The organism is Azorhizobium sp. AG788, assembly GCF_943371865.1.
GTDB lineage: Bacteria > Pseudomonadota > Alphaproteobacteria > Rhizobiales > Xanthobacteraceae > Azorhizobium.
This window is the reverse complement of record NZ_CALRWL010000030.1, coordinates 36893-57995: the sequence shown is the minus strand read 5'-3', so window position 1 is coordinate 57995 and position 21103 is coordinate 36893. Positions and strand designations below refer to the sequence as shown.

Annotated in this window: 23 protein-coding genes; 9 read left to right on the top strand and 14 right to left on the bottom strand. The window is 67.8% G+C overall.

From position 1 onward, the window contains the following. Positions 1-49: 49 nt before the first annotated feature. Together AAG816_RS17240 and AAG816_RS17235 are read right to left on the bottom strand one after the other, a co-directional pair. On the bottom strand, positions 50-970 hold the full coding sequence (locus AAG816_RS17240; RefSeq protein WP_341990909.1) for a DUF58 domain-containing protein: 921 nt from the start codon (positions 968-970) through the stop codon (positions 50-52). A gap of 58 nt (positions 971-1028) precedes the next feature. Further along, positions 1029-2033, bottom strand: coding sequence for a MoxR family ATPase (locus AAG816_RS17235; RefSeq protein WP_341990894.1), 1005 nt, complete (start codon positions 2031-2033; stop codon positions 1029-1031). 238 nt (positions 2034-2271) lie between these two features. Here AAG816_RS17235 and AAG816_RS17230 point away from each other — a divergent pair, with 238 nt between their 5' ends. From AAG816_RS17230 to AAG816_RS17215, 4 genes are read left to right on the top strand one after another with little or no spacing between them, the layout of a single operon-like run. Next, positions 2272-2913 (top strand): DUF1285 domain-containing protein, encoded by a 642-nt coding sequence (locus AAG816_RS17230; protein WP_341990893.1) that lies wholly within the window; start codon positions 2272-2274, stop codon positions 2911-2913. A 51-nt stretch (positions 2914-2964) separates the two neighbouring features. Further along, positions 2965-3642, top strand: coding sequence for a CoA pyrophosphatase (locus AAG816_RS17225; RefSeq protein ID WP_341990908.1), 678 nt, complete (start codon positions 2965-2967; stop codon positions 3640-3642). Further along, positions 3642-3902: a DUF6111 family protein gene (locus AAG816_RS17220; RefSeq protein WP_341990892.1), complete on the top strand. Its 261-nt coding sequence runs from the start codon at positions 3642-3644 to the stop codon at positions 3900-3902. The genes AAG816_RS17225 and AAG816_RS17220 overlap by 1 nt, the downstream gene beginning before the upstream one ends. 10 nt (positions 3903-3912) lie before the next feature. Next, positions 3913-5142 (top strand): CCA tRNA nucleotidyltransferase, encoded by a 1230-nt coding sequence (locus tag AAG816_RS17215; RefSeq protein WP_341990891.1) that lies wholly within the window; start codon positions 3913-3915, stop codon positions 5140-5142. A 251-nt stretch (positions 5143-5393) separates the two neighbouring features. Here AAG816_RS17215 and AAG816_RS17210 read toward each other — a convergent pair whose 3' ends face one another. The 3 genes from AAG816_RS17210 to AAG816_RS17200 all read right to left on the bottom strand — a co-directional run bounded on the left by AAG816_RS17210 (position 5394) and on the right by AAG816_RS17200 (position 7168). Continuing rightward, positions 5394-5609 carry a DUF2158 domain-containing protein gene (locus AAG816_RS17210; RefSeq protein WP_341990890.1) on the bottom strand — a complete coding sequence of 72 codons (216 nt, stop codon included), beginning with the start codon at positions 5607-5609 and terminating at the stop codon, positions 5394-5396. Positions 5610-5701: 92 nt separating this feature from the next. Beyond that, positions 5702-6586 (bottom strand): oxygen-dependent coproporphyrinogen oxidase, encoded by an 885-nt coding sequence (gene hemF / locus AAG816_RS17205; protein ID WP_341990889.1) that lies wholly within the window; start codon positions 6584-6586, stop codon positions 5702-5704. 117 nt (positions 6587-6703) lie between these two features. Further along, complete coding sequence (locus AAG816_RS17200) at positions 6704-7168, bottom strand: tRNA (cytidine(34)-2'-O)-methyltransferase (protein WP_341990888.1); 465 nt, start codon at positions 7166-7168, stop codon at positions 6704-6706. Between the two features lie 260 nt (positions 7169-7428). Between AAG816_RS17200 and petA the strand changes: the two genes are divergently transcribed. The 3 genes from petA to AAG816_RS17185 are packed head-to-tail and all read left to right on the top strand — an operon-like array spanning position 7429 to position 10117. Then, on the top strand, positions 7429-7953 hold the full coding sequence (petA, locus tag AAG816_RS17195) for a ubiquinol-cytochrome c reductase iron-sulfur subunit (protein ID WP_341990887.1): 525 nt from the start codon (positions 7429-7431) through the stop codon (positions 7951-7953). Positions 7954-7988: 35 nt separating this feature from the next. After that, a complete protein-coding gene (locus AAG816_RS17190; protein WP_341990886.1) occupies positions 7989-9260 on the top strand; it encodes a cytochrome b N-terminal domain-containing protein in 1272 nt (423 codons plus the stop codon). A gap of 20 nt (positions 9261-9280) precedes the next feature. Next, positions 9281-10117: a cytochrome c1 gene (locus AAG816_RS17185; protein ID WP_341990885.1), complete on the top strand. Its 837-nt coding sequence runs from the start codon at positions 9281-9283 to the stop codon at positions 10115-10117. A 199-nt stretch (positions 10118-10316) separates the two neighbouring features. On the opposite strand, the gene AAG816_RS17180 is transcribed toward AAG816_RS17185, so the two are convergent. The 3 genes from AAG816_RS17180 to AAG816_RS17170 form a co-directional block, all read right to left on the bottom strand. After that, positions 10317-11024, bottom strand: coding sequence for a cytochrome c biogenesis protein CcdA (locus AAG816_RS17180; protein WP_341990884.1), 708 nt, complete (start codon positions 11022-11024; stop codon positions 10317-10319). Between the two features lie 43 nt (positions 11025-11067). Further along, entirely contained in the window at positions 11068-11463 is a 396-nt protein-coding gene (locus tag AAG816_RS17175) for a thioredoxin family protein (protein ID WP_341990883.1), read from the bottom strand. A 107-nt stretch (positions 11464-11570) separates the two neighbouring features. Beyond that, positions 11571-11993: a thioredoxin family protein gene (locus tag AAG816_RS17170; protein ID WP_341990882.1), complete on the bottom strand. Its 423-nt coding sequence runs from the start codon at positions 11991-11993 to the stop codon at positions 11571-11573. A 317-nt stretch (positions 11994-12310) separates the two neighbouring features. Between AAG816_RS17170 and AAG816_RS17165 the strand changes: the two genes are divergently transcribed. After that, positions 12311-12853: an adenine phosphoribosyltransferase gene (locus AAG816_RS17165; protein ID WP_341990881.1), complete on the top strand. Its 543-nt coding sequence runs from the start codon at positions 12311-12313 to the stop codon at positions 12851-12853. A gap of 165 nt (positions 12854-13018) precedes the next feature. Here AAG816_RS17165 and AAG816_RS17160 read toward each other — a convergent pair whose 3' ends face one another. Continuing rightward, positions 13019-14689 carry an electron transfer flavoprotein-ubiquinone oxidoreductase gene (locus AAG816_RS17160; RefSeq protein ID WP_341990880.1) on the bottom strand — a complete coding sequence of 557 codons (1671 nt, stop codon included), beginning with the start codon at positions 14687-14689 and terminating at the stop codon, positions 13019-13021. Positions 14690-14876: 187 nt separating this feature from the next. Here AAG816_RS17160 and AAG816_RS17155 point away from each other — a divergent pair, with 187 nt between their 5' ends. Beyond that, positions 14877-15779, top strand: coding sequence for a uracil-DNA glycosylase (locus AAG816_RS17155; RefSeq protein ID WP_341990879.1), 903 nt, complete (start codon positions 14877-14879; stop codon positions 15777-15779). 150 nt (positions 15780-15929) lie between these two features. On the opposite strand, the gene AAG816_RS17150 is transcribed toward AAG816_RS17155, so the two are convergent. The 5 genes from AAG816_RS17150 to glxR form a co-directional block, all read right to left on the bottom strand. Beyond that, positions 15930-16208 (bottom strand): hypothetical protein, encoded by a 279-nt coding sequence (locus AAG816_RS17150; RefSeq protein WP_341990878.1) that lies wholly within the window; start codon positions 16206-16208, stop codon positions 15930-15932. 370 nt (positions 16209-16578) lie between these two features. Further along, positions 16579-17643: a putative zinc-binding peptidase gene (locus AAG816_RS17145; protein ID WP_341990877.1), complete on the bottom strand. Its 1065-nt coding sequence runs from the start codon at positions 17641-17643 to the stop codon at positions 16579-16581. Positions 17644-17822: 179 nt separating this feature from the next. Beyond that, the gene (locus AAG816_RS17140) at positions 17823-18299 is read right to left on the bottom strand and encodes a CYTH domain-containing protein (protein ID WP_341990876.1); all 477 of its coding nucleotides are present in this window, start codon (positions 18297-18299) and stop codon (positions 17823-17825) included. A 136-nt stretch (positions 18300-18435) separates the two neighbouring features. After that, a complete protein-coding gene (pyk, locus tag AAG816_RS17135) occupies positions 18436-19929 on the bottom strand; it encodes a pyruvate kinase (RefSeq protein WP_341990875.1) in 1494 nt (497 codons plus the stop codon). A 229-nt stretch (positions 19930-20158) separates the two neighbouring features. Next, positions 20159-21055 carry a 2-hydroxy-3-oxopropionate reductase gene (glxR, locus tag AAG816_RS17130; RefSeq protein WP_341990907.1) on the bottom strand — a complete coding sequence of 299 codons (897 nt, stop codon included), beginning with the start codon at positions 21053-21055 and terminating at the stop codon, positions 20159-20161. Positions 21056-21103: the final 48 nt, after the last annotated feature.

Genomic DNA, 21103 nt, shown 5'->3' with positions numbered 1-21103 from the left:
CCCGCGAGCACGCGCAGGAGCGCGTATCGGTGCGTCCCAAGCCGCCTACTCATGGCAGCGCCTCCTGCGGCGCGCCGGATCCCACCGCGCCCGCACCCATGCCGCCCGCACCCAAACCGCCGACGCCCATGCGCATATGCAGCGCGAGCAGCAGTTCGCTGGCGGGGCGGTCGGTGCGGTGGACCTGGAAGCCCCAGCCGAGGCGCTGCCCGGCGGCGCGGATGGCCTCGCGATGGAGGGCCACGCGGGTCTCGTAATCCGCGCGCCAGGCTTCCGCCCGGCCCACGGTCAAGGTGGCGCCACCCTCGGGCTCGCGGAAGGCGATGCGGCCGGTGAAAGGGAAGGTTTCCTCGGAGGGGTCAACCACCTGGATCACATGCCCATGGGCGCCGCCATGGGCGAGGCGCTCGATGGCGGCGGCCACTTCCACGGTGGGGCTCCAGAAATCACCCAGCAGCACCACTTCCGACAGAGGCGAGGGATGAAAGGCCGGCGGCAGGCTGGCGGGCAAAGCCGGGGACAGCAGCAGGGCTTCCGCCATGCGCTCCATGATCCGCCGGCTGGCGGTGGGGCGCATGATGTCGGGAATGCCCACCCGCTCGCCGCCCTTCACCAAAAGGTCGGCGAGCGCCAGCGCCACCACCAGCGCCCGTTCGCGCTTGGGGGCGAGCTTGGCCGAGGCATAGTCCATGGAGGCGGACAGGTCCGGCCAGATCCACACCGTATGGGCGGCTTCCCATTCGCGCTCGCGCACATACAAATGGTCGTCGCGGGCGGAGCGGCGCCAATCCACCCGATTGGCCGGCTCGCCGTCGCTGAAGCGCCGGTACTGCCAGAAATTCTCGCCCGAGCCGGAGCGGCGCCGGCCATGGACGCCGTGCTGCACCGAGGCGGCGATGCGCCGCGCCTCCAGCACCAGACGCGGCATGGCCGCCGCCAGTTGGGCTGCATCATGGGACAGGCGCGCCATGGCCGGCGCGCCATCGGGGGCCGGGGACGGGGCGTTCGGGCGTTCGGCCACGCGGGGCTCAGCCCAGCTTCGCGGCGAGGCGGCGGATCACCCGCTGCACGGTTTCCCCTTCCGCGCGGGCGGCGAAGGAGAGCGCCATGCGGTGCTTCAGCACCGGCTCGGCCAAGGCCACCACGTCATCCAGGGAGGGAGCATAGCGCCCGTCCAGCAAGGCGCGGGCGCGCACCGCCAGCATGAGGGCCTGGGAAGCGCGCGGGCCGGGGCCCCAGGAGATCAGGCGCTGCTCGTCGCCCTCGGCGGTGCCGGGGCGGGCAGAGCGCACCAAGGTGAGGATCGCTTCCACCACCGATTCGCCCACCGGCAGGCGGCGCACCAGCCGCTGGGCGGCCATCAGGTCTTCCACGCTCATGGCGGCGCGGGGCTTGGTGTCTTCGGCGCCGGTGGTGTCGAACAGGATGCGCCGCTCCGCATCGCGGTCGGGATAATCCACGTCGATTTCCATCAGGAAGCGGTCGAGCTGGGCTTCGGGCAGCGGATAGGTGCCTTCCTGCTCCAGCGGATTCTGGGTCGCCAGCACATGGAAGGGCTTCGGCAGATCATGGCGCTCGCCGGCCACGGTCACATGATATTCCTGCATGGATTGCAGCAGCGCCGACTGGGTGCGGGGCGAGGCGCGGTTGATCTCGTCCGCCATCAGCAATTGCGCGAACACCGGGCCGCGGATGAAGCGGAACGCCCGCTTGCCGCCGGCACTTTCCTCCAGCACTTCCGAGCCGAGAATGTCCGAGGGCATCAGGTCCGGCGTGAACTGCACCCGGCGGGCATCAAGGCCCAGCACGGTGCCCATGGTCTCCACCAATTTGGTCTTGGCGAGGCCCGGCACGCCCACCAGCAGCGCATGGCCGCCGGCCAATATGGTAATCAGCGCCTGGTCGATCACCGTCTCCTGGCCGAAGATCACCGAGGCGATGGCGCTGCGGGCGGTGCGCACGCTGGCGGCGGCGGCTTCCGCATTGCGGATGATCATCTGGTCCAGGTCGAAGGTCTCGCTCGGTGCCGACATGCCTAAAGTCTCCGCTTGGCCGGTACCCTCGCCGCGAAAGACGGCGAGAGCAGGCCCGAAGCCGCACGATGACGGCATTTCGGGCCGGACCCGGACCCGACCGGGCGTCCGCGGGGTTGTCCCGCTGCGGTCGCACCTGCCGGAACGACCAGCTTACGATATGTTGGCGCCGCGTCGAGCCATCCGTTTGCGCCGCAGCGGATGCTCCCGTCACGTCATCGCGAGGTATGAGGCCATCATGGACCAGACTGACCGGGATGTTCCCACGCCCGCGACGGCCGATGCCAGCGCCGGCGCGGCTTCGGGCCGGCTGGGGGCGCTGATGGCGGCGGTGAAGGCCGCTGGCGGCCGCGGCCCCGCGCCGGTGGACACGTGGAACCCGCCCGATTGCGGCGACATGGACATGCGCATCGCCGCCGATGGCACCTGGTTCTATGGCGGCACGCCCATCGGCCGGGTGGCGCTCACAAAGCTGTTCGCCTCGGTGCTCACCCGCGAGGGCGAGCGTTTTGTGCTGAAAACGCCGGTGGAAAAGATCGGCATCCAGGTGGAGGACGCCCCGTTCTTGGCGGTGGACCTGGCGGTGGAGGATGCCGACGCCGGCCCGGTGCTGGTGTTCCGCACCAATATGGACGATCTGGTGCGCGCCGGGCCGGGCCATGAGCTGCGCTTCGCGCCCGGTGCCGAGCCGGGCGAATTGCGGCCCTATGTGCATGTGCGGTTCGGCCTGGAGGCGCGGCTCACCCGCGCGGTCTATCTGGATCTGGTGGAGCGGGGCGAGGTGCGAAGCTGCGACGGCGTGCCTATGTTCGGCGTGGCCTCGGGGGCGGCCTTCTACCCCATGATGCCCGCCGCAGGCCTTGATCTCGTCAGCGTCTGATGTGTCCTCTCAGTGCCCGCCAAAGCCGGAAGGTCTGTTCCGCCCGTGACCCTGCAATCCGACCCTGATCCCGCCGAACCGGACCCCAGCGCGCCGGAGGCCTCGCCTTTGGCGGATTTCCTGGCGCGGGCCCGCACCCGCCTGTCGCCGGTCCCGCCGCCGGACTATGATCACGGCGCCTATGCCAGCGTGAACGGCGACCACGCCATTTCCGACCATCGCCCCCCGCCCAGCCAGGCGCCGCGCCATGCGGCGGTGCTGGTGGCGGTGGTGGCGCGGCCGGAACCCACCGTGCTGCTGACCTTGCGCGCCACCACCCTGTCCACCCATGCCGGCCAGATCGCCTTTCCCGGCGGGCGGGTGGATCCGGGCGACAAGGATGAGGTGGATGCCGCTCTGCGCGAGGCGCGCGAGGAGGTGGGGCTGGCCAGCCATCTGGTGCGGCCGCTGGGGTTTCTGGATGGCTATCTCTCCGGCACCAATTTCTGGATCGTGCCGGTGGTGGGGCTGGTGGCGCCCAATTATGCCCTCACCCTCAATCCCGCCGAGGTGCAGGAGGCGTTCGAGGTGCCCTTGGCCTTCCTGATGACCCCGGCCAACCATCAGCGCCAATCGCGCGAACGGGACGGGGTGCGGCGCTACTTCTATGCCATACCCTATGAGGAGCGCTTCATCTGGGGGGTCACCGCCGGATTGCTGCGCAACCTCTATATGCGAGTATATGCCTGATGATCCGCACCATCCTGGTGGAGACGGCGCTGTTCCTGTCGCCGTTCGTCGCCTACGCCCTGGTGCTGCTGGCGCTGCGCGGCTCCATGGTGCCCGAGCACTGGTCGCCGCGCGCGCTGGTGGCCTGTTCCGTGGCCGCGGTGCTGCTGGTGGCCGTCGGCCTCTATGTGTTCGAAATGGAAAACAGCGCGCCCCCCGGCAGCGTTTATGTGCCGGCGCAGATGAAGGACGGGGTGTTCCAGCCCGGCTATTACAAGTGAGCATCCCCACATGAGCACCGACGCCCTGCCGTCGCTGGCCGGAGCCCCCTGGTTCCAGGCCCCGGCGCTGCAAGCGGTGCTGGCAGCGCTCAATGGCGATGGCATCGAGACCCGGCTGGTGGGCGGGGCGGTGCGCAATGCCCTGATGGGCCTCCCAGTGGGCGAGATTGATCTGGCCACCACCGCCGTCCCCGACGAGGTGGTGCGCCGCGCCGCTGCCGCCGGGCTGAAGACCGTGCCCACCGGCATCGCCCATGGCACGGTGACCGTGCTCAGCGCCGGGGTGCCGTTCGAGGTCACCAGTTTGCGCGAGGACGTGGAGACCGACGGGCGCCACGCGGTGGTGCGGTTCGGCACCGACTGGGCGCGCGATGCCGCCCGGCGCGACTTCACCTTCAACGCCCTCTATGCGGACGCCCACGGCCAGGTGTTCGACCCGGTGGGCGGCCTGCCGGATCTGCGGGCGCGCCAGGTGCGGTTCATCGGCGATCCGGACACCCGCATTCGCGAGGATCATCTGCGCATCCTGCGGCTGTTCCGCTTTCACGCCGCCTACGGCTCCGGCCCGCTGGACCCGCCCGCGCTGGCCGCCGCCATCCGGCTGCGGGCCGGGCTCGACCGTCTGTCGCGGGAGCGGATCCGGGCGGAACTGGTGAAGCTGCTGGTGGCGCCCGGCGCGGCGGCGACCCTGGTGACCATGAGCGAGGCCGGGCTGCTGGGCCGCATCCTGGGCGGGGTGGCCGACGGGCGCGGCTTTGCCCGGCTGGTGGAGCTGGAGCAGGCCCTCGATCTCACGCCCGACCCCATGCGGCGCCTCGGCGTGCTCGCGGTGCGCATCGGCGAGGATGCCGAGCGGCTGCGGGCGCGCCTGCGCCTGTCCAATGCGGAATTTGCCCGGCTGGAGGCGCTCAGCGGGGCGCCCGCCGTGCGCGCCGATCTCGATGCGCGGGTGGCGCGGGCGCTGATCTATGGGATCGGTGCGCCGGCGTTTCTCGATCGGCTGCTGATCGCCTGCGCCCGGCGCGGGGGTGACCCCTCCGCCTTGGCGCAGATGGCGATGGCATGGGTGCCGCCGGACAGTCCCTTCACCGCGACCGACTTCATGGCGCGCGGCCTGCGGCCGGGGCCGGCGCTGGGCGCCGCGCTGGCGCAGGCCAAAGCGGCCTGGATCGCCGCGGATTTTCCCACCGATGCGGCGCAGATCGCAGCGCTGGCGGATGCGGCCGCCTGCGATCGGTGAACCCTCCCCCCGTGCGGGGGAGGGCAGGGCGGGGGGTGAAACGCTCAGGGCCGGGTGGCTGGCTGTCCACCGCCCAACGCACCATCCCGCGCGCGCACACTCCAGGATTCAGAACCGCCGGACAGCGCGTAATCGCGACGTCGAGCGTCCCCCAACGCCGCTGCCAAAAAAGCGAACGGCCGGCGCCGCGCGGGTGGGCGCGGGCCGGCCGAAAGAATTCTCAGTCGCCCGACGCAAGCCGGGCGCGGCGCTCAGGCCTCGTCGTCTTCTTCCTCTTCATCCTCGTCCTCTTCGAAGTCGACGACTTCGAGGGCTTCAAGGGTGATGGCGGGGAGAGAGTTGGTGCGGAATTCACCGACTTCGTCGGAATACCACACCACTTCAACGGTCTCTCCGGTCTCGGAGATCACGGTGAGGGCGGGGCTGCCGGATTTGAGCTGAACAATGTCACCCGGTGCGAAGGCCATGGCGTATCTCCTGATGGACGGCACGTCGGCCTAGCGGTGTTGCGTGACAGCGGCATTACAAGGCGCCGCCACGACAACGTCGGTTGCCGGCTTTAAGGCCATTTCACCACCGGCGGCATGGAGGAGAGGATCGACGCGACGTTCCCCCCGGTCTTCAGGCCGAAGATGGTGCCGCGATCATACAGCAGGTTGAATTCCACGTATCGCCCGCGGCGAATCAATTGCTCCTCGCGCTCGGCTTCGGTCCAGGGCTTGGCCATGTTGGCGCGCACCAGATGGGGATAGATGTCCAGGAAGGCGGTGCCCACATCGCGGGTGAAGGCGAAATCGGCGGCGAAATCGCCGCTGTTCAGCCAGTCATAGAAGATGCCGCCGATGCCCCGCTGCTCATTGCGGTGCTTGAGGAAGAAATACTCCTCGCACCAGGTCTTGAAGCGCGGATAGTCCGCCACGGCGTGGGGCGCACAGGCGCCCTGCATGGCGGCGTGGAAGGCCAATGTGTCGGGATCGTCCTGGGTGCGGCGGGCGTCCAGCACCGGGGTGAGGTCGGCGCCGCCGCCGAACCAGCTCTTGGTGGTGACCACGAACCGCGTGTTCATATGCACCGCCGGCACATGCGGGCTGTGCATATGGGCGATGAGCGAAATGCCCGAGGCCCAGAAGCGCGGGTCTTCGGAAGCGCCGGGGATCTGGTCGCGGAATTCGGGGGCGAACTCGCCGAACACGGTGGAGGTGTGCACCCCCACCTTTTCGAACAGCCGCCCGCGCATCAAGGCCATGGCGCCGCCGCCGCCCGGGGCGCCGCTATGGTCGGTGCGGTTCCAGGGCGAGCGCTCGAACCGGCCCGGCGCGCCGGGATAGAGCGCCTCGGAGGCTTCGTCCTCCAGCGTCTCGAAGGCCTCGATGATGCGCCCTTGCAGGGCCTCGAACCAGGCCCGGGCTTCGCTTTTATGGGCCTCGATATGGGCTGCGATCATGGCGGGGCTCCGCTGCAATGGGGAGGGGCGTTCTAGCCCGAGCCCGCCCCAGGCGGAAGGGCAGGGCCGAAACGGCGGCTGGCGCGAATCGCGCAGCGTCGTCGGCGCCGTGCCGGATCAGGCCATCGCCGGAAAGCCGTCGGTCTGGCGCAGGGCCTCGCCCAGCGCCATGGCGGCGGACACCGCCACATTCAAGGAGCGCATGCCGGGGCGCAGCGGGATCAGCAGGCGGGCATCGGCGCGCTCGTGCACCTCCTGCGGCACGCCGGCGCTCTCGCGGCCAAACAGCAGCACATCGTCACTTTGGAATGAAAAGCTGTGCAGGGGCGCCGCCCCCTTGGTGGTGAACAGAACGAGGCGGTGCCCGGCGGCCGTGCGCCAGGCCTCGAACGCGGCGAAGGAGGCATGGCGATGCCAGTCGGCGGCATCGAGATAATCCATGCCGGCCCGGCGAAAAGCGGCCCCGCTGACCGGAAAACCGGCGGGCTCGATGAGGTGGACGGGCACCCCCAGACAGGCCCCGGTGCGCAGGCAGGTGCCGGCATTCTGGGCGATGTCGGGGCAGTACAAAGCAAGGATCATGGGGCCGGTTTCCGGTTTGGGCGCAGATCGGGCGTAAATATGGCGATGGCAGGACCGCGTGCCGCATGGCGGCGATCTGGACAAGGGCTTGAGAGGGTGCAATTAGAGGCGCTCGAAGGTGCATCTTCTCCATTTCTGGGGAGGCCTGCCACATTCGACCTCGCGCCGCGCGCGGACAACGGGGCAACCCGCGCGGGCCCTTCCCGCAGAAACTGCGCGCCGCGACGGTCTGACCGGACTGACGATTGAGGAAAAGCGCCGTGGCACATACGGAGACGACCCAGACGACCCGCCGGGACTTCCTGTACATCGCGACCGGTGCCGTTGGCGCCGTTGGCGTCGCCGGGATGGTCTGGCCCTTCGTCGCCCAGCTCCAGCCGGACAAGTCGGTGCTCGCTTTGTCCACCACCGAGGTGGATTTGTCGCCGATCCAGGAAGGCCAGATCATCACCACGCAGTGGCGTGGCAAGCCGATCTTCGTATTCAACCGCGCCCCCAAGGACGTGGAACTGGCCCGCGCGGTGCCGCTGAACAGCCTGATCGATCCTCAGGCCGACCAGGACCGGGTCAAGAAGGGCCATGACAACTGGCTCGTGGTCATCGGCATCTGCACCCATCTCGGCTGCGTGCCCATCGGCCATCAGGGCAATTACGACGGCTGGTTCTGCCCCTGCCACGGCTCGCAATATGATTCTTCGGGCCGCGTCCGCGTCGGCCCGGCACCGCTTAATCTGGCGGTGCCGCCTTACACCTTCGTTTCCGACAGCAAGATCACGATCGGCTGACGCGCGCGTCGCCAGTTCAATAAAAGGTTGGCCCCATGGAAGGACACTCCACCTACCAGCCCAAGAACAAGCTGGCGCGCTGGTTCGAGAGCCGGTTGCCGCTTGTGGGTCTGGTGCATTCCAGCGCCATCGCCTATCCGGTCCCCAAGAATCTGAACTACTTTTGGACCTTCGGCGCGATCCTCACCATGATGCTGGTGGTGCAGATCCTGTCCGGTGTGGTGCTGGCGATGCACTATGCGGCCTATGCGCCGATCGCGTTCGCCCGCGTCGAGCACATCATGCGCGACGTGGATTACGGCTGGATGATCCGCTACATCCACGCCAACGGCGCCTCGATGTTCTTCATCGCCGTCTATATCCACATCTTCCGCGGCCTCTATTACGGCTCCTACAAGGCGCCCCGCGAAGTGCTGTGGATCCTCGGCGTGATCATCTATGTGCTGATGATGGCCACCGCCTTCATGGGCTACGTGCTGCCCTGGGGCCAGATGTCCTATTGGGGCGCCACCGTCATCACCAATCTGTTCTCGGCGATCCCGGGCATTGGCGAAGTGGTCGTCCAGTGGCTGTGGGGCGGCTATTCGGTGGGTGACCCCACGCTGAACCGCTTCTTCTCGCTGCATTATCTGCTGCCGTTCATGATTGCCGGCGTGGTCGGGCTCCATATCTGGGCGCTGCACCATGTGGGCCAGAACAATCCCGACGGCATCGACGTGAAGAATATCGCGAAGGACACCGTGCCCTTCACGCCCTACGCCACCATCAAGGACACCTTCGCCATGGTGGTGTTCCTGCTGTTCTTCGCGTGGTTCATCTTCTACACGCCGAACTATATGGGCCATCCGGACAACTACATTCCGGCCAACCCGCTCTCGACCCCGGCGCACATCGTGCCCGAATGGTACTTCCTGCCGTTCTACGCCATCTTGCGCTCCATTCCGGACAAGCTCGGCGGCGTGATCTGCATGTTCGGCGCCATCGTGGTGCTCGCCTTCCTGCCCTGGCTGGACACCTCCAAGGTCCGCTCGGCCCGCTATCGTCCCCTGTACCGCCAGTTCTTCTGGATCTTCGCGGTGGTGGCGGTGGGCCTGGGCTACCTCGGTTCCCAGCCGGCTGAAGGCGGCTATGTGATCGCCTCCCGCATCCTGACGGTCTATTACTTTGCCCACTTCATCATCATCCTGCCGGTGCTCGGCCTGATCGAGCGCCCGAAGCCCCTCCCGGCCTCGATCGCCGACGCGGTTTTGGCCAAAGGTGGCGCGACGGTCATTGCCGGGGCATCCGCCCCGCAGACCAAGGGCTGAGCGGGCAGGTGGAGAGAAAGATGATGAAAAAGACCATTCTCTTCGGTGCCGTCGCGGCGGCACTCGTGTTCAGCGCCCCGGCGCGGGCGGCTGAAGGCGGCCATGACGACATTCCCCACCGGGAATCCTGGTCGTTCGCCGGCCCCTTCGGCACCTACGACCCCGCGCAGTTGCAGCGCGGGTTCAAGGTGTTCAGGGAGGTCTGCGCCTCCTGTCACTCGGCCCATTTCCTGTATTTCCGCAACCTCGCCCAAGAGGGTGGCCCGGGCTTCAGCGAAGGCCAGGCCAAGGCGGTGGCGTCGGAATACCAGATCACCGATGGACCCAACGACCAGGGCGAGATGTTCCAACGCCCCGGCCGCCTGTCGGACCCGTGGCCCTCGCCGTTCCCCAATGATCCCGCCGCCCGCGTGGCCAATGGCGGCGCGCTGCCGCCGGATCTGTCGGTGATCGCCAAGGCCCGTGGCTCCCACGTGGGCTTCCCCGGCTTCATCACCGATGCCTTCACCCAGTATCAGGAAGGCGGCGTGGACTATATCCATGCGCTGCTGAACGGATATGTGGATCCGCCGGAAGGCGTGAAGGTGCAGTCCGGCCTGCACTACAACAAGTATTTCCCCGGCAAGCAGATCGCCATGCCCAAGCCTTTGAGCGATGGCCAGGTGGAATATACCGACGGCAGCCCGGCCACCGTGGACCAGTATTCCCGCGACGTCTCGGCCTTCCTGATGTGGGCCGCCGAGCCGCATCTGGACGCCCGCAAGCGCATGGGCTTCCAGGTGTTCGTGTTCCTGTTCGTGCTGGCCGGCCTGCTCTACTTCACCAAGAAGAAGGTGTGGAAGAACGTCGCCCACTGAGGCGATGGACTTTCGAAGGTCCGGTGCGCAGGCATCGATCAAGCGGGCGCCCTCGGGCGCCCGTTTTGTTTTGGGGGATGGCATCGGGCCGTGCCGCGGTGCCGTATGGCTGACCGGGCGATCCGCGGAAGGCGGCAGGCACCCGGCGGCGCCGGGCACCCGCTCGGCAGTCCCGGGCAGGACGATCTAAGCCGACGGCTCAGAACCGGGTGGCGAGGGTCACGAACCAGTCCGGCAGCGCCTGCACCACGATGCCTTCCAGGGCCTTGTCCAGGCCGGTGAGGATCAGCACCGCCACCACCATCAGCGCCCCGCCGAAGATCCGGCGGCTGAGCGCCGCCGCCCCGGCGAGGCGCCCGCGGGCGCGGCTAGCCAGATAGCCGATGCCGGTGCCGGCCAGCAGCAGCGACAGCGCTGCCCCCAAAGCGAACACCGCCATGGCGCTCGCGGCCTCCAGCTTGGAACCGCCGGATGCCGCCAGAGCGAAGGCGGCACCCAAGGTCGGCCCCACGCACGGCGCCCAGGCCAAGCCCAGCAGCGCGCCGGTGGCGAAATTCCCCACCAGCCCGGACGACACGCCCCCCGCCAGCCGCCCCGCTAGAGCGGAGAGCGGCGCCAGTCCGGCCCCGAGGCGCGCGCCCAGCGCCGGCAGCAGCAGCGCGAGGCCGGCCAGCAGCAGCAGCAGCGCCGCCGCCACCCGCAAGCCGCGGGATTCGCCGAACTCGATCCCCAGCGAGGCGAGGATCGCCCCGCTGACCGCAAAACTGGTGGCCAGCCCCAGCGCCAGGGCCAGCGGCCCGAGGCGACCGGAGGCGGCGGCACCCGCCACCACCACCGGCACCAAGGGCAGGACGCAGGGATTGAGGATGGTCAGAAGGCCGGCGAGGAAGCTCAGCGCATAGATCATGACATGTGTCCGCCGCGCGGCCGCGGGGCCGGGGCAGTTCCTTTCACCGGGCCGAGTTCAGGACTTTTTCCACCGCATCCTGGGTCACGCCCCAGGACATGCGCCCGGTCTCCTTGCCGCCGCGATAGGCGATGAGGGTGGAGCGCGGCACGCCCAGCTCGGCCACCACGTCCTTCTGCGCGTCATAGGTCACCCGCAGGAAGGTGGCGTTCGCATAGGCCGGCGCGGTCAAAATGCCATTCAGAATGCCCTCTTGCGCCCGGCATTGCAGGCACCAGGGCGCATAGACATGCACATAGACCGGACCGCCCGCCTTCACCGCGGCGGCAAAGGCGGCGGACGTATAGGGCTGGAAGACGGCGGCGCTGGCGGGGGCGGCGGCGGCGGCCAGCGGCAGAGACAGCGCAAGCAGCGCGACGTGTCGGCGGGTCAGGAGCATGGCGCACCATTGCAAAACCGGGCGCCACGGCGGCGCCCTCAAGGATCGAACATCCTTACGCCCGCCGGATCGCGCCGGATCATCTCCCACCGCGCACGCTCCCGGCATCAGCCCGGGCGTTGCGGGACCACTGGGAGCGCAGACAGCAGCACCTTCTGGATCTCGTCCGGGGCCACGCTCCAGGACAGGCGCCCGGTTTCCCGGCCGCGGCGATAGGCGATCAGCGTGGCGCGGGGCACATTGAGGGCGGCCACCACGTTCTCCTGGTCGTCATAGGAGACGCGCAGGAAGGTGGCGGCGGCGAACTTGGGCTCGGCCAGCAGCTTCTGCAGGATCGTGTCCTGGGTGAAGCACTGCAGGCACCACGGCGCATAGACGTGGAGATAGACCGGGGCATCCAGCTTGTTGGCGGCCTCGAATGCCACCGCGGTGTAGGGCTCGATGGTCGCGGCGTGGGCCGGGCGCGTGGCGGCGGCGGCAGCCGTACCGAGGGACAGGGCCACGAAGCGGCGACGAGTGAGAAATGGCATCGCAAACGTCCGTTTTACGAACCGAATTGGCATGGCGCAGCACCCCGCAATGAGGGGTATCACTCAACCGATCATAAGAGGCTTGGGTGACGGTTGCACGGCGCCCTTTGTGCGCCAGCCGAAACGATGCTAGTGGATGAACCCTGGCATCTGGCTCCCAGATGCCGTGACAAATTCGTCTACCAGATCAAGGCTTTGGGAGCCGACGTCCCGACATGCGGTTCCCGGATCCCGGGACGTCGGTTCCCGAGGCGGCTGGGACAGATCCGCGGTGCCGCACGGCCCCTTCCCGAGACTCCAGGCCCGAGACCTCAGCCATGACGCCGCTTATGCTCGATCTTGCTTCCGTTGTACGCTCCATCCCGGACTATCCCAAGCCCGGGGTGATGTTTCGCGACATTACCACCCTTCTGGGCAATGCCCGCGCCTTCCGCCGCACGGTGGATGAATTGGTGCAGCCCTGGGCGGGGGCCAAGATCGACAAGGTGGCGGGCATCGAGGCGCGCGGCTTCATCGTCGGCGGCGCGGTGGCGCACCAGCTCTCCGCCGGCTTCGTGCCGATCCGCAAGAAGGGCAAGCTGCCGCACCAGACCGTGCGCATGGCCTATGCGCTGGAATACGGCGAGGACGAGATGGAGATCCATGTGGATGCGGTGGAGCCCGGCGAGCGGGTGATCCTGGTGGACGATCTCATCGCCACCGGCGGCACCGCCGAGGGCGCCGTGAAGCTGCTGCGCCAGATCGGCGCCGAGGTGATCGCCGCCTGCTTCATCGTCGATCTGCCGGATCTGGGCGGGGCGGAGAAATTGCGCGCCATGGGCGTGCCGGTGCGCACGCTGATGGCGTTCGAGGGCCACTAAGGTCAGCGGATGACGGGCGCCGGGGCGCGGCGCGGGCGAGGGGGCGTTGTCGCTTGCATGGTCTGGCGCGGCGCGGGCCGCTCGCCCAGTTGCTGCCGTTTCACCCCCAAAACCAGAACGGGCGGCCCAAGGCCGCCCGTTTGCGTCTGAGAGGCCCGATGGGGCTCACATATTGGGGTAGTTCGGCCCGCCGCCGCCTTCGGGCGCGGTCCAGTCGATATTCTGGTTGGGGTCCTTGATGTCGCAGGTTTTGCAGTGGACGCAGTTCTGGGCGTTGATCTGGAACCGCGGACCGCTGGTCTCCTCCACCCACTCATAGACCCCCGCCGGGCAATAGCGGTTGGAGGGGCCGGCATAGATGTCGTGCTCGGAGCGCTTCTGTAGCTCCAGATCCCGCACCTTGAGATGGACCTGCTGGTTTTCCTCGTGATTGGTGTTGGAAATGAACACCGAGGATAATTTGTCGAAGGTGAGCACCCCATCCGGCTTGGGATAGGCGATGGGCTTGAAGCCGGCGGCGGGCTTCAGGCTGGCGGCGTCGGTCTTGCCATGCTTCAGCGTGCCGAAGAAGGAGAAGCCCAGCGTATTGGTCCACATGTCCAGCGCGCCCAGCGGGATGCCCACATAGGTGCCGAACCTCGACCACAGCGGCTTCACGTTGCGCACCTTGTGCAGGTCGCGGCCCACGGCGGAGCGGCGCCAGCTCTGCTCGTAGCTCGCCACTTCGTCATGGGAGCGCCCGGCGTCCAGCGCGTCGGCCAGATGCTCGGCCGCCTGCATTCCGGAGAGCACCGCATTGTGGCTGCCCTTGATGCGCGGCACGTTCACGAAGCCGGCGGCGCAGCCCACCAGCACGCCACCGGGGAAGGTGAGGCGCGGCACGCTCTGGAACCCGCCCTCGGTGATGGCGCGGGCGCCATAGGAGATGCGCTTGCCCCCCGCGAAGGTGTCGCGGAACATGGGGTGGGTCTTGAAGCGCTGGAACTCCTCGAACGGCGAGATATAGGGATTCTGGTAGTTCAGATGCAGCACGAAGCCCACCATCACCTGGTGGTCTTCCATGTGATAGAGGAACGCGCCGCCGCCGGTCTTGGGGTCGAGCGGCCAGCCGAAGGCGTGCTGCACCAGGCCGGGCCGGTGCTTGGCCGGGTCGACCTTCCACAATTCTTTCAGGCCGATGCCGAATTTCGGCGGCTCGCTGTGGGCGTCCAGCCCGAACTTGGCGATCAGGCGCTTGGTGAGATGGCCGCGGGCGCCCTCGGCGAACACGGTGTAGCGGCCGCGCAATTCCATGCCGCGGGTGAATTCGCCCTTGGGGGTGCCGTCCTTGTCCACGCCCATGTCGCCGGTGGCGATGCCGCGCACGGCGCCCTTGTCGTCATAGAGCAGTTCGTCGGCGGCAAAGCCGGGGTAGATCTCCACCCCGATGGCTTCCGCCTTCTGCGCCAGCCAGCGCACCAGATTGCCCAGCGAGCCGATGTAGTTGCCGTGATTGTTCATCAAGGGCGGCATGGCGAAATTGGGCAGGCGCACGCCGCCGGCGGGGCCAAGCAGATAGAAATGGTCGTCAGTGACCTTGGTGGTCAAAGGCGCGTCGCTCTCTTCGCTCCAGCCGGGCAGCAAAGCGTCGAGGCCGGTGGGGTCCACCACCGCGCCGGAGAGGATGTGGGCGCCGGCTTCCGAGCCCTTTTCCACCACCACCACGGAGATGTCGGCGCCGCGTTCCTGCGCGATCTGCTTCAGGCGAATGGCCGTGGCGAGCCCCGCGGGTCCGGCGCCTACGACCACCACGTCGTAGTCCATGCCTTCCCGTTCCGGCAGTTCCGCCTCGCTCATGGCCGTTCCCTCTTCTGGTGTGACACCACGCGCCGGACTTGTGCCGGCACGGAAGTTGGAGTTCTTCCACGGTTGGTGCGCGATGACAATTCGCTTTGCGCTTATGGCGGGTATCGCAAAAGACGCTCCGCGCCTTCAGCGCGGATCGCCTTTCGTATAGGATCAGCCGCTGACTTATAGGATCACAATGGATTCCCCCGCACGCGACGACTGGGCCGACATCCTCGCCTTCCATCTGGAAGCCGGCGTGGACGTGGCGCTGGGCGAGGTGGCGGTGGACCGTTTTGCCGAGAGCGCCGCCGAACAGGCGCGCCGGGCGGCCGCGCGCGGCGATTCGCGTGCGACGCCACCGGACCGCGCCACGGCCGCGCCGGGCGGGGGCGCGCCGGCGCCGCATCTGCCTGCGGTGCATACGCCGCAGGGGCATGTGTCGGCCGGATCCGGGCCGCAGGTCGCCGCGCACGCGCCAGACGTGGCGGTCATGGCCGCCCGCGATGCTGCCCGCACCGCCGTGTCGCTCGACGAATTGCGCGCCTTGCTGGAGGCGTTCGACGGTTGCCCGCTGAAGCGCACCGCCACCCAATTGGTGTTCGCCGATGGCAATCCGGCGGCGAAAGTGATGTTCGTGGGCGAGGCGCCGGGGCGCGATGAGGATGTGCAGGGGCTGCCGTTCGTCGGCCGCTCGGGCAAGTTGCTGGATCTGATGCTGGCGTCCATCGGCCTGGATCGCACCTCGGCTTATATCGCCAATGTGATTCCCTGGCGCCCGCCGGGCAATCGCACCCCGACCCCGCAGGAGACCGCCATCTGCCTGCCGTTCATCAAGCGGCAGGTGGAACTGGCCGATCCCGATATTCTGGTGTGCCTGGGTGGCCCGTCCGCGCAGGCGCTGCTGGATGCCAGCGAGGGCATCACCAAGATGCGTGGCCGGGTGCTGCCCTATGACACCGGCAGCCGCACCATCAAGGCCATTGCCACCTTCCATCCCGCCTATCTGCTGCGCACCCCGCTGGGCAAGCGCTATGCGTGGCGGGATCTGCTGGCCATCGAGGCCATGCTACAGCCCGGCGCGAAGCCGGCACCGGGTTAAGCGCTCAAACGAAAATGCCCGGCCGAGGCCGGGCAAATAGGCTTTCATCATGTCACCCGTGCGCCCGCCGTGGCCTTTCCCGACCGACGTCCCCGTTCGGGGCGCCGAGGGGAAAGGCCCCCGGCGTGCGGGCGCCGGGGACCTTCAGGATCAGCCGTTCTGGGACGGGCCAGAATGGGGATCCTGGTCCGAGAACGGGCCGTAGGACGGCGCGGCCACGGGGGCGAGCGTTTCGCCACGCACATTGCTCATGGGCGCGGCCTCACGGGGCAGAAGGCGCTGCGCGGTGCTCTCGCCGGCGGACACCGCATACTGCTCCTTGTTCGCCTGAGAGATGTACTCATCGGCGAAAGCCGACGAGGTGGCGCCCACGAGGCCGGCGACGACCAGCGAGGCGGCAAGCATCTTCGAAGCATTGAATGTACGCATTTGGAAATCTCCTAGGTCTCACTCTGCCGGCGCGCGCCCGTTTCCTCCCGCGGGGGCGGGAAGGGCAGTCAGCGGCTGCCGGCTGTTCTTGAAAGGCGGGGCCGGTCGGGGGAATGACCGGAAGGAACGCCTCTGTGGCGAAGCGAAGCCGGCTGTGCGGCGTCGCTTCGTTGAGGGGGAACTTAGGGATGTTCGTCGGCGAAACAAGTAACGAACGTGTGCGCAGTCGCCTTACGGAAACGTGACTTCAGCATCACGCATGCGTGTTCGAGAGTTTGTAACAATTTTAGCGGGGAATGCGCTGGATCGACGCGTTTAACTATTCACAGGTGCTGGGGTTGTGGTGGTTTCCGGCATGTAACCACCGAATTCAATGACCAGATACGATGTCATGAATGAATTGCAGCTTCTGCATGACTGGGGCGCTCAAAACGAATGGGTAGAGATCCGGCTGGCCCATGGAGCGGTTGATGGCGTTGATCGCCACGGTGAGCGGAACGAAGGCGGTGATCAGCGCCGCGGCATCGGGCGCCTTGTAGGGCTGGAAGGTCACCTCCGCCTGCAATTCGCCGCCATTGGCGATGCGCGGCTGCACCGTGAGGCCGAAGCTGCCGGCGGTTTCCAGCGCATCCACCATGTGCAGATAATGGGCCCAGGTCTCGGCGAAATCCTCCCAGGGGTGGGAGGTGGCATAAGTGGAGATGTAGGCCTCCTGCCAGCCGGCCGGGGGGCCGTTCTCATAATGGGCCTGCAAGGCGGCGCCATAATCCGCGGTTTCGTCGCCGAACACGGCGCGGAACGCCTCCAGCCGGCCGCCGTCGCGCACCAGCACGTCCCAATAATAATGCCCCACCTCATGGCGGAAATGGCCCAGCAGGGTGCGGTAGGGCTCGCCCATGGCGGTGCGCCGCTTCTCGCGCTCGGCATCGTCCGCCTCGGCGATATTGATGGTGATCAGCCCCTCGTCATGGCCGGTGAGCACCGCCTGGGGACCGCCGGTGGGGGCGGTGCTGTCCGCCAGGAAATCGAACGCCAGCCCATGGGCCGGATCTTCCGCCCGGTCGGGGGCGGGCAAATGCCAGCGCAGCAGCGAATAGAACAGATGGTGCTTGGCCCCTTCCAGCTTGCGCCAGCCGGCCAGATTGTGCGGCACGGTCAGGTCCGGCACCATGTGGTTGTGGCGGCAGGCGGCGCAGACCGTGCGCCCGTCATCCGCCCGCACCAGCCAGTTGCAGGCGTCATAGGCGGCGTTGTCGCAGGACAGATAGCGTGTGTCGGGATCCGCCAGCGGGCGCCAGCCGCCGGCTTCGTCCGGTGTCAGCGCGGAGAGTTGGCCGCTCTCGGGCAGATAGCCCAGGCGCATGCCGCAGCTGACGCAGGCGGTATTGTCGAAATGCACGGCATTGCCGCAATTCTGGCACTGAAACAGTTTCATGGGGGCCTCGCCGCAGACGGCGCCGGTGCCGCGCCGGTTCTGAAACACCGGGCACGGGCAAAAGTTGCCTGCGGGGCGACGGTATTTTCAGGGGGCGGTGCGGGCGGCCGCGGGTCAGCGGGCGCGGCAGGGCCGGGCTGCGGGGCGGTACGGCGGGGCAGGGTGGGGCAAATGCCCGGTCAGGTTTCGGCGATGCCGTTCAGCATGGGGGCGGAGACCAGAGCGGAATTGCGATAGCGCGGATCGTCGGTGACCTCTTCGCCCACCCAGGGGGGCAGCGGCACCTGTTCCTCGGGATGGGCCAGTTCCACCTCCGCCACCACCAGGCCGGCATTCTCGCCGTCGAACTCGTCCACGCTCCACAATTTGCCGCCGAACGGCACATCGTAGCGGGTCTTCTCGATCAAGGGCTGGACGCACAGGTCGCGCAGCATGGTGCGGGCATCGTCCACCGGAATGGCATATTCGAATTCCGGCCGGCTCATGCCGGTGGTGGGGCCTTTGACGGTGATGAAGGCCTTGTCGCCCGCCAGGCGGATGCGCACGGTTGAGTCGTCGCCAATGGCCAGATAGCCCTGGCTGAAGCGGCTGCCGGTGGCACCCGGGCGCCATGCGTCCGAGGCCACGAGGAACTTTCGTTCCACTTCCACTGCCATGGGGCCGCTCGCTCTGCTTGATGATTGCGAGCGATCTTGTCCTATCTCGCGGTGCAGCGCCAGTATGCCTTAGGGGAAGGTGCGGCGGAAAGCCCCCATCCTGGCCGCCGGGACAGGCAGGATGGGGGCTTTGGCTTCAGATGACCGATGCCGGGGCCGGCGTCTCCACCGCTTCGCCGTCATGCTTGCTGGGCGGATCGGTGTCGCCGATGGTGGTCACGCGCAGCATGTTGGTGGTGCCGGGCTTGGCGAACGGCACGCCGGCGGTGATCGCCAGCCGGTCGCCGGCCCCGCCCAGACCCTGCTCCACGGCGATGCGCACGGCGGTGTCCACCATCTCACCGAAGGAGTGGATGTCGTCCGCCACATGCACCGCATGCACGCCATAGGACAAGGCCAGGCGCCGGGCGGTCTCCAGGCGGGTGGTGATGCCGAGGATCGGGATCGGCGGGCGCTCGCGGGCGGCGCGCAGGCCGGTGGTGCCGGACAAGGTGTAAGCGACGATGGCGGCGGCATCCACGGCCAGCGCCGCCTGATAGGTGGCCTTGGTCACCGCATCGCCGATGGTCTTGCCCCATTGCGCCTGGCTGGCGTCGAGGATCTTGCGATAGCCGGGATCGCGCTCCACGTGGCGGATGATGTCGTCCATGAACGCCACCGCCTCCACCGGATACTGCCCGGCAGCGCTTTCCGCCGACAGCATGACGCAATCGGCGCCTTCATAGACGGCGGTGGCCACGTCCGAGACTTCGGCGCGGGTGGGCACGGGGGAGGAGATCATGCTCTCCAGCATCTGGGTGGCGACGATGACCGGGCGGCCCTGGCGGCGGGATTCGTCGATCATCCGCTTCTGCAGCGCCGGCAACTCGGGCAGCGACAGTTCCACGCCGAGATCGCCGCGCGCCACCATGATGGCGTCGGACAGCTCCACCAGCTCCACCAGATGCTCCACGGCGGAGGGCTTTTCCATCTTCAGCATGATGGCGGCGCGGCCCTGGATGAGGGCGCGGGCCTCGTGAATGTCCTCGGGGCGCTGCACGAAGGACAGGGCGATCCACTCCACCCCGAGATTGACCGCGAAATCCAGGTCCGAGCGGTCCTTGTCGGTGAGCGGGGAGAGCGGCAGCACCACGTCGGGGATGTTGAAGCCCTTGTTGTTGGACAGGCGGGTGCCGCTGACCACCTGCGCATCCAGCCAGCCCGGCCCTTTGGCGATGACCTTCAGGCGCACCTTGCCGTCGTCGCACAGCACGGTGGAGCCGATGACCAATGCTTCGATGATGTCGGGATGGGGAATCGGCACCCGGTTCTCGTCGCCGGGGGTGGCGACATCCGCATCGAAGCGCAGCACCTTGCCGGGGCCGAAGGTGATGGCGCCGTCGGCGAAGCGGCCGACGCGTAGCTTGGGGCCTTGCAGGTCGGCGATCACGCCGATGGGGCGGCCCACGTCCTGCTCCAGGGCGCGAATGCGGGCGAGCACCTCGCCGTGGTTTTCCTGGGTGCCGTGGCTGAAATTGAGCCGGAACACATCAACCCCGGCCAGGAACAGCTCCTTGAGCTTCTCCGGGCTGTTGGAGGCCGGGCCGACGGTGGCGATGATCTTGGTGGCGCGGTTGCGCTTCTGCGGCATGTGGCGTCCCTCCCGATGCGACCGCCATGGGGACGGTGCGTCTTATTTTGCGCGGACTGTATCAGATCGGCCCGGTGCGGGCGTGTCCGCGCGCGGGACGGCCTGGATGAAGACCACCACCGCGCGGCGTCCTCCCGTAGCAGATCACCCCGCAATGACAGGGTGATGGCGCGCCGGTGAGCCCGGCGCGCAGACGCCCTTGGCGGGGCGGTCTTAAATGAGCGAGCGCTCAGGCGATCTTGTGATCGGCCAGCAGTTCCAGCGCCTGCACCATGGCGGAATGGTCCAGCTTGGAGCCGCCGCGGGCGGCTACCGCATTGAACAATTCCTGGGCGGTGGCGGTGTTGGGCAAGGCCACCTGCAACGCGCGGGCGGACGACAGCGCCAGGTTGAGGTCCTTCTGGTGCAACTCGATGCGGAAGCCCGGATCGAAATTGCGCTTCACCATGCGCTCGCCATGCACTTCCAGGATGCGCGAGGCGGCAAAGCCGCCCATGAGCGCCTGTCGCACCTTGGCCGGATCGGCCCCGGCCTTGGAGGCGAACAGCAGTGCCTCGCCCACCGCTTCGATGGTCAAGGCGACGATGATCTGGTTGGCGACCTTGGTGGTCTGGCCGTCACCGTTCCCGCCCACCAGCGTGATGTTCTTGCCCATCTTCTCGAACAGCGGCTTCACCTTTTCGAACGCCGCTTCCGGGCCGCCGACCATGATGGTGAGCGAGGCGGCCTTCGCCCCCACATCGCCGCCGGACACCGGGGCATCCAGATAGTCGCAGCCGAGCGCATTGATCTTCTCGGCGAACTTCTTGGTCTCCACCGGCGAGATGGAGCTCATGTCCACCACGATCTTGCCGGGCGTCAGGCCCGCGGCGACGCCGCCGGCGCCGAACAGCGCCTCGTCCACATGGGGGGTATCGGGCACCATGAGGATGATGATGTCGGCGTGCTTGGCCACCTCGGTGGAGGAGGCGACGGCGGTGGCGCCCTTGGCGGTCAGCGCCTCAGGGATCTTGAACACGTCATAGACGAACAGCTGATGGCCGGCGTCGATGAGATGGCCGGCCATGGGGGTGCCCATGATGCCGAGGCCGATGAAACCCACATTCATTGCGCGATGCTCCCGAATTGTTCTTCAGCGATGATTTGGTTCAGCAATGGCGGCGTTGTGCCGGCG